Origin of the sequence: Actinomadura darangshiensis (assembly GCF_004349235.1) — a bacterium.
Lineage (GTDB): Bacteria > Actinomycetota > Actinomycetes > Streptosporangiales > Streptosporangiaceae > Spirillospora > Spirillospora darangshiensis.
In genome coordinates this window covers 1-8,503 of record NZ_SMKY01000348.1, presented here as the reverse complement: position 1 = coordinate 8,503, position 8,503 = coordinate 1, and the positions used below count along the sequence as shown (strand labels likewise).

General features: G+C 72.0%; 5 protein-coding genes and 1 riboswitch. Of the genes, 4 read left to right on the top strand and 1 reads right to left on the bottom strand.

Annotated elements, in window-relative coordinates:
• Positions 1-89 precede the first annotated feature (89 nt).
• The gene (locus E1293_RS40915; RefSeq protein WP_165978628.1) at positions 90-1,448 is read right to left on the bottom strand and encodes a hypothetical protein; all 1,359 of its coding nucleotides are present in this window, start codon (positions 1,446-1,448) and stop codon (positions 90-92) included.
• Positions 1,449-1,552: 104 nt separating this feature from the next.
• Positions 1,553-1,767, top strand: a riboswitch (cobalamin riboswitch).
• Positions 1,768-1,858: 91 nt separating this feature from the next.
• Between E1293_RS40915 and E1293_RS40910 the strand changes: the two genes are divergently transcribed.
• From E1293_RS40910 to E1293_RS40895, 4 genes are all read left to right on the top strand, one after another.
• Entirely contained in the window at positions 1,859-4,129 is a 2,271-nt protein-coding gene (locus tag E1293_RS40910) for a ribonucleoside-diphosphate reductase subunit alpha (RefSeq protein ID WP_132204516.1), read from the top strand.
• Entirely contained in the window at positions 4,126-5,124 is a 999-nt protein-coding gene (locus E1293_RS40905; RefSeq protein ID WP_243717320.1) for a ribonucleotide-diphosphate reductase subunit beta, read from the top strand. The genes E1293_RS40910 and E1293_RS40905 overlap by 4 nt, the downstream gene beginning before the upstream one ends.
• Positions 5,125-5,215: 91 nt before the next feature.
• Positions 5,216-7,102: a serine/threonine-protein kinase gene (locus E1293_RS40900; RefSeq protein ID WP_132204514.1), complete on the top strand. Its 1,887-nt coding sequence runs from the start codon at positions 5,216-5,218 to the stop codon at positions 7,100-7,102.
• A gap of 12 nt (positions 7,103-7,114) precedes the next feature.
• Positions 7,115-8,503: DUF4132 domain-containing protein (locus E1293_RS40895; RefSeq protein WP_132204512.1), on the top strand; the 1,389-nt coding region annotated here is incomplete at its 3' end.

Genomic DNA, 8,503 nt, shown 5'->3' with positions numbered 1-8,503 from the left:
CCCCGCAGCCGACCCGTCCCCCCAAATACGTTGACTTGCTGAGTGTTGTTGTTTGGGGCGCCCGCCTCATAGCAACAACACGCTGCAAGTCAACGGGGTAGGCGGGTCTCCCAGGCTTCGGCTTCGTCGGTCTGGTCGTACTGGCGGTGGCAGTCGATTTGGGCTTGGCAGGCGAACGCCGCCAGGTCCGGGAGGCGTCCTTCGGTGGCGGCCACGATCGTTTCGATCTCGTCGTCGTACGCCGGGTTGACCAGGTCCTCTACCAGCGATTTACCGATCTCCGTGGCGAGCGCGGCCGGACGGGCGGCGCCGCTGTCCAGCGCCTCGGCGAAGAGCGACGGGGCGAACCCGGTGGCGTAGGCGAGGTCGAGGAGGGCGCGGGCGGCGTCGCCGTCCCCGGCCCGCGCGTGCAGGAAGGCCATCTCCATCGCCACCCGCCCGGACCAGGACAGGACCAGGTCGCCGCCGAGACCGCCCATGATCTCCCCGGCGCGGTCGAAGTCCCGCGCGTAGACGGCCAGCGCGAACGCGGCGACGTCCGACGACCCGTCGTCGTAGGCGGCGCGCAGCCAGGCCGCCGCCCGGGACGGTCCTTCCTCGGTGAACAGGCGGAGGCCGTGCTCGGCGGGGCCCGCCAGCCCGGCGCGCCGCCGGGCCTCTCCGGCGACCTCGGCGCCGCCGGTCAGGAGGGCCTTCGCGTAGGCGGCGTGCGCGTCCTCGTCGCGTCCCTCGGCGGCGAGGCGGACGCACAGGTCGAGGGCGGCGCGGTTGCGCTCGGCGATGTCGTACTCCCGGCCCGCCGGCAGTTCGTCGAGGTAGAGGAGCGCCTCGACCCGGGTGGGGGCGTCGCCGATCTCGATGGCGCGCCGGTAGGCGGCGATCGCGCCGTCGCGGGCGCCCTCGTCGTCGGCGCTGAGGAAGCCGAGCCGGAGGGCGGCCTCTCCCGCTGTCGCGAGCGGGCCCCAGGCGGCCGTTCCCCAGGCCTGTCCTGCCTTGAGGGTCTGCGTCCAGCGCGGGTCGGTGACCTGCACGTCGTAGTCGGCTTGGACGAGCCGCTGCTCGATCCGCGCGTGCTCGCCCGGCCGGTACATGCCGTTGAAGGTCGAGGCGTAGAAGAGGTCGTCGAGAGGGTCGTACTCGTCGCGGTAGTACGCGGCGAGGTCCTCGCCGACCGGGAGGTTGCGCACGGCGACGCGTTCCGCGCGCTCGACGAAGCGGTGGGCCTCGGCCGTGATCCAGCCGGCGTCGAGGGACTGCAACAGGCCGATCTCCGCAGCGAGCGGACCTTCGGGACGCCCGGCGGAACCGTCCGCCGCCTCGCGCAGCACCTGCACGAAGAAGGCCGGGCCGTCCGGGAGCAGGTCGTCCTGATCCCACCACGGCTCATGGTGGACGAGCAGGACCCGCAGCCGGACCGGCGCTCCCGGTTCCGCCCGGAGCACGTGCACGCGATGCAGTGTCGGCAACATGCCAGGTGATCATGGTGCTTTCCACCCGGAGAGCTCAACACGCCCAACATCTTGGGGTTACCCAAAGATCCTCGACTACATGTAGGGTTCAATCCCGTGCTGGTACGCCCCCGCCGTTCGCGGCGGGGGCGTCGTAAGAGGGAACCCGGTGCGAGTCCGGGACTGCCCCGCAGCGGTGAGCGGGAACGACCGCCGTCATCACGCACTGGGCCTGGCGGCCTGGGAAGCGACGGCCAGTAGGACGCCTTTCGAGGCGACGCCCGCGAGTCCGAAGACCTGCCCGCACGTTGTTCGTCCAGGTCTCGCGGGTGGGCCCTAGGGCGGAGCGCGGCTTGTCGCCGTGTCCCGTTCGCATGCCTCCGCGAGGCGGCTCGCGAGGGGAGAAGCACGTGACACAGGCTCTGGCCGCACCGCTCACGGCGGTGGTCGCCGCCGAGGTCGAGGCGGCCTGCGAAGGGGTGCCCGGCGCCGAGGCGGGACGGGTGCTCGCCGCCGTCCGGGGCGCGGACGGGCTCGACGCGGCGGCCCGGCGGGACCTCGCGATCGGCGAGGCCGCCGCGCTGGTGCCCGCCGAACCCGGATACGCCAAGGTCGCCGCGCGGCTGCTCGGCGGCCGGATCCGGGACGAGGCCGCGTCCGCCGGCGTCCGGACGTTCGCCGAGTCGGTCGCCGCCGCGCACCGGGAAGGCCTGCTGGCCGACGCCCCGGCCGCGTTCGTCGCCGCCAGCGCGCCGGCGCTCGACGCGCTCATCGACGAGGCGGCCGATGACCGTTTCGAGTACTTCGGGCTCCGCACGCTCTACGACCGGTACCTCCTGCGGCATCCGCGGTCGCGGCTCGTCCTGGAGCGTCCGCAGCACTTCCTGCTGCGCGTGGCCTGCGGGCTCGCCGAGAGTGCCGACGAGGCCGCCGAGCTTTACGGGCTGCTCAGCACCCTGTCGTACCTGCCCAGCTCACCCACCCTGTTCAACGCGGCGGCGCGCCGCCCGCAGCTGTCGTCGTGCTTCCTGCTCGACTCGCCGCGGGACGAGCTGGAGTCGATCTACGAGCGGTACGGGCAGGTCGCGCGGCTCAGCAAGTACGCGGGCGGCATCGGCATCTCGTGGACGAGGGTCCGGTCGCGGGGCTCGCTGATCCGCGGCACGAACGGGCACTCGAACGGGATCGTCCCGTGGCTGCGGACGCTCGACTCGTCCGTCGCCGCCGTCAACCAGGGCGGCCGCCGCAAGGGCGCGGCCTGCGTCTACCTGGAGCCGTGGCACGCCGACGTCGAGGAGTTCCTGGAGCTGCGCGACAACACCGGCGAGGACGCGCGCCGCACCCACAACCTGAACCTGGCCAACTGGATCCCGGACGAGTTCATGCGCCGCGTCGAATCCGACGGGACGTGGTCGCTGTTCGACCCGAAGGAGGTCCCGGAGCTGACCGACCTGTGGGGCGACGCGTTCGACGAGGCGTACCGGGCGGCGGAGAAGGAGGGGCGGTTCGTCCGGCAGGTCCCGGCACGCAAGCTGTACGGGCGGATGATGCGAACCCTTGCGGAGACGGGCAACGGGTGGATGACGTTCAAGGACGCCGCCAACCGCGCATGCAACCAGACCGCCGAGCCGGGCCAGACCGTCCATCTGTCGAACCTCTGCACGGAGATCCTGGAGGTGACGGGCGATGGGGAGGCGGCCGTCTGCAACCTCGGGTCGGTGAACCTGGCCGCCCACGTCGGGCCGGACGGGGTCGACTGGGAGCGGCTCCGCTCGACCGTCCGCACGGCCGTCCGGTTCCTTGACCGCACGATCGACCGGGGGTTCTACCCGACGCCGGAGGCGGAGACGGCCAACCGCAAGTGGCGGCCGGTCGGGCTCGGCGTGATGGGGCTGGCCGACGTCTTCTTCACGTTGCGGCTGCCGTTCGACTCGGACGAGGCGCGCGAACTGTCGACGCGCATCTCCGAGGAGATCGCGCTGGCGGCCTACCAGGCGTCCGCCGACCTGGCCGCCGTCCACGGGCCGCTGCCCGCCTACGGCAAGACGCGGACCGCCCGCGGGCAGCTCCACCTGGACCATTTCCCGGATGCGGCGCCGTCCCGTCCCGCCGACTGGGAGGCGCTCCGCGCGCGCGTCGCCGAGGTCGGCCTCCGCAACTCGCTGCTCATCGCGATCGCGCCGACGGCCACGATCGCGTCCATCGCGGGCTGCTGCGAGTGCATCGAGCCGCAGGTGTCCAACCTGTTCAAGCGCGAGACGCTGTCCGGCGAGTTCCTGCAGATCAACGGCTACCTGGTGGACGACCTGAAGTCGCTCGGACTGTGGACGCCCGCCGTCCGCGAGGCGATCAAGAAGGCGAACGGCTCCGTCCAGGGCCTCGTCGACCTCCCGGACGAGATGCGCACCCTCTACCGGACGGCCTGGGAACTGCCGCAGAAGGCGCTCATCGACCTCGCCGCCGCCCGCACCCCGTACATCGACCAGGCCCACTCGCTGAACCTGTTCATGGAGACGCCGACGATCGGCAAGCTCTCCTCGATGTACGCCTACGCGTGGCGCGCCGGGCTCAAGACGACGTACTACCTGCGTTCGCGTCCGGCGACGCGGATCGCCCAGACGACTGTCGCCGCTGCCGTCTGCTCCCTGGAGAACCCCGAGACCTGCGAGGCGTGCCAATGATGCTGCTGGACCCCGGCATGGACCTGACTCTGCGTCCCATGCGCTACCCCGACTTCTACGAGCGGTACCGGGCCGCGATCCGCAACACGTGGACGGTCGAGGAGGTCGACCTCGCATCCGACCTCGCCGACCTCGAACGCCTCACGCCCGCCGAGCTGCACCTCGTCAACCGGCTCGTCGCGTTCTTCGCCACCGGCGACTCGATCGTGGCGAACAACCTCGTGCTGAACCTCTACAAGCACCTGAACGCGCCCGAAGCCCGCCTCTACCTGTCGCGGCAGCTGTTCGAGGAGGCCGTGCACGTCCAGTTCTACCTGACGCTCCTCGACACCTACCTGCCCGACCAGGACGAGCGGGCCCGCGCGTTCGACGCGATCGAGCACATCCCGTCCATCCGCGCGAAGGCGCGGTTCTGCTTCCGCTGGATCGACTCGCTCGGCTCGCTGGACGAGCTCCGCACCGCCGGCGACCGGCGCACGTTCCTGCTCAACCTCATCTGCTTCGCCGCGTGCATCGAGGGCCTGTTCTTCTACGGCGCGTTCGCCTACGTCTACTGGCTGCGCTCCCGCGGCCTCCTGAACGGCCTCGCGTCCGGAACGAACTGGGTCTTCCGGGACGAGTCCATGCACATGGAGTTCGCGTTCTCCGTCGTCGACACCGTCCGGGCCGAGGAACCGGAACTGTTCGACGACGAGCTCACCGCCCGGGTCACCACGATGATGGAGGAGGCGGTCGACGCGGAGCTGGCCTTCGCCCGCGACTTGTGCGGGGACGGCCTGCCCGGCATGAGCGCCGGCGACATGCGCGCTTACCTGGAGTACGTCGCCGACCAGCGCCTCATCCGCCTCGGCATGCCAGCCCGCTACGGCATGTCCAACCCGTTCGCGTTCATGGAGTTGCAGGACGTCCAGGAGCTGTCGAACTTCTTCGAACGCCGGGTCTCCGCCTACCAGATCGGCGTCGAGGGCAGCGTCGCCTTCGACGAGGCGTTCTGACGAACCGTCAGGCCGGGACGGCCCGCCCCGAACCGGGCCGTCCTGGCGCAATGCACGGACGCCTGTCACCCCCCTGCATTACGTTCTCTCCATGATCAAGTCGAGCCCCCCGCTTGCCGACGAGGACGTCCTGGAGATCCCGCGGTCCTGGAAGCGGCATCTGCACCCGCGGCGCGGCGGACACCCCGGCCCGAAGATCACGGTGGCCGGCTTGAGCGAGGCGGAACTCCTCGCCCCCTACTCCGACGACGTCGAGAAGGCGCTCGGCCACCGCTGGACCGAACCCGACCTCGCCGAGGCGGCACGCAGGCATCTCGCGGGCGGGGCCGATCCGCGAGGCGCGGCGGTGCTCGCGGTCATCCCGGAGTCGGCGTACCGGGGCGGCGAGATGAGCGTCCGGTTCGTGGACGCCTGGATCACGACGTACGGCCTGACGTTCGCCGTGCACGCCTTCGTCGAGCAGTGCGGCGTCAAACCGGGCAGCCCCTACGGCACCGGCAAGGGCGGCGTCGTCTCGGTGCAGGCGTCCGGCGGTGGCGAGTACGTGGTCGACGACGCGGCCAAGCGGCTCCGCGCGATCCTCGCCATAGCGGACGACACCGCGTACCAGGAGGTCGTCGAGCTGCTCGGCGGCCTGCGCACGACGCCGTTCCGGCAGGTGCTCGGCGCCTATCTCGTCCCGACCGAGCAGGGGTGGGTGGCCGAATGCTGCGCCGCGCTCGCGAACACGATGCCGAGAGACCTGCTGCTGCGGTCCCTGGGCTCGGCCGAGCATCTGGAGACCCTGGGCGCCGGAGCACGCATCTCCGTCTCCGACTGCTACTACATCGAGAACCTCCTCACCCTGGCCGAAGGGGTGGGGCCCGCCATCGCGCCATTCCTGGCCGAGGCGTTCGACGAGTACCACGGAAGTGCCCCGCGCCGTAAGGGCCTGCTGGAGGCACTGGGCCGGCTGCCCGGCGACGAGGTGTTCCGGCTGATGCTGGAACGCGCCGGGAACTCCCACATGCGGGCCGCGCTGCGCGACACCATGCGGCGCACCCCGGTCCGGGCGGCGCGCGTCCTGGCGACGGCCGCGACCGCCGGTGACGGCACGGCTGAAGAGTTGCTGACCGACCACCTCCGCGCCGACCCCGACCTGGTCGCGCGCGTCCTGCCCGACCTTCCGGCGGAGGCCGGCGAGATGGTGGCGAAGCTGAGCGCGGCGGACGGACACGTCCCGGAGGCTTCTGCGGACGAACTACCGCGGCTCCTGGCCGATCCGCCCTGGGCCAGGCCGGAGCCGAAGCGCAAGCCGGTCGTCCTCAAGGGCCTGGCCGTCGCCGACGAGCAGGCCATGGTCTGGGAACCGGGCGAGTGCGACGCCTGGCAGCGGACGGAGATCGCCGATCCGAGCGGGGGCGGCGTCACCATCCGGGCCGTCCGGCCGTCGGCCGCGCCCGACGCGACCTGGGAGAAGCGGATCGCGAACATCCGGGCGGGCGTGGCGCCCGACCCGGTTCAGCGGGAGTCCTACTGGCAGGCCGCGATGCTGGCGAAGGGCCCTGAAGAGCTGGTCCGTCCGGCACTGCGCGAGTGGCGGCCCGACTGGAACCAGCGAGGGTTCGGTACGCGCAACGTGTGGAGCCCGGACCATTGGCTCAGGCCCATCATCGCCCGCTTCGGCCTCGACGCGCTCCCGGTCACGTTGAGCTTCGCCCGCGCCCGGCCCGCACGCGGCGCCGAGTTGCTGCTGCCGTTCCTGGACGGCGAGGTCGCCACCGCGATGGCCGACTGGCTGCTGCGCGTCGCCGCGGCCCGCGAGCCCGCCGCCGCCTGGTTCAGGCGGCACGGCCAGGCGGCACTCCCCCACCTGCTCCCGGTGGCCCTGGGCAAGGCGGGGCGGGCCCGGAAGGCCGCCGAGTACGCGCTCCACTTCCTCGCGGGCGAGGCGGGCGAGGGCGCGTTGGTCGCCGCCGCCCAGCCGCACGGCGAGTAGGCCGTCGCCCTGGTGAAGACGCTGCTGTCCGGCGACGCGGAGGAACTGCTTCCGCGGCCGAAGCCCCCGGAGAACCTCGGCGTGAAGGCCGAGGTTCTTCCGCAGCTGCTGCTGCGGGGCGGCGAGCGTGCGCTGCCGGTACCGGCCGTCCGCCACCTGCTCGTCCTGCTGGCGATGGCGGAGTCCGGGCAGCCCGATCCGGGCCTCCCGGACGTGCTGGACGCCTTCGACGAGCGGTCGATGGCCGAGTTCGGCCGGGCGCTGTTCCGCCATTGGCACGAGGACGCGTCGTCCCAGGACTGGCAGTTCGCGGCCCTGGGCCGGCTCGGGGACGACCAGGTGGTGCGCGAACTCGTCCCGCTGATCCGGGCCTGGCCGGGAGAGGGCGGCCACCAGCGTGCGGTGCGGGGCCTCGACGTGCTCGCCCGGATCGGCACCGATCTCGCGCTGCGCGAGGTTCACGGCATCGCGCAGAAGGTGAAGTACAAGGGTCTGCGGCAGCGTGCGCAGGACAAGGTGGACGAGATCGCGGCGGCCCGCGGCCTCACCCCGGAGCAGCTCGGCGACCGGCTGGTCCCCGGCTTCGGGCTGGACGCCGCCGGCACGCTCGTCCTCGACTACGGGCCGCGGCGGTTCACCGCCGGTTTCGACGAGGCGCTCCGGCCCTATGTCGTCGACGAGGACGGCAAGCGGCGGGCGAACCTCCCCAAACCCGGGGCACGCGACGACGCAGCTCTGGCTCCCGCCGCCTACCAGCGCTTCGCCGACCTGAAGAAGGACGTCCGCGCGGTCGCGGGCATCCAGCTCCAGCGCCTGGAACTGGCGATGACGACCGGGCGCCGATGGTCGCCCGCCGAGTTCCGCGAGTTCTTCGTCCAGCACCCGCTGGTGTGGCACATCGCCCGGCGCCTGGTGTGGCTCGCCGAGCACGACGGCACCGCGACTCCGTTCAGGCTCGCCGAAGACCGCACCTTCGCCGACGTCGGCGATGCCGCCGTCACCCCGCCCGCCGGCGCCGCCATCGGCATCGCCCACCCGCTGCACCTCGGGGACACGCTGGACGACTGGTCGGAGCTCCTCGCCGACTACGAGATCCTCCAGCCGTTCCCCCAGCTCGGACGGGCTGTCCACGCGCTGGCCGAAGAGGAGAAGGCCGGCGGGAGGCTGACGCGGTTCGAGGACGTGACCGTCCCGTTCGGCAACGTGCTGCGGCTGGAGCGGCGCGGCTGGCACCGCGGCCCCGTCAATTCCGACGGCGGGATCGACTGCTTCGTCCGTCCGGTCGGCGGAAAGCGGTATGTCGTCGTCACGCTGAGGACGGGACTGTTCGCCGGCGATGTCAGCGCATCGGGAGACCAGACGCTGGAGGCCGTCTGGATCGGAGCCGACCCCGCCCCCGAC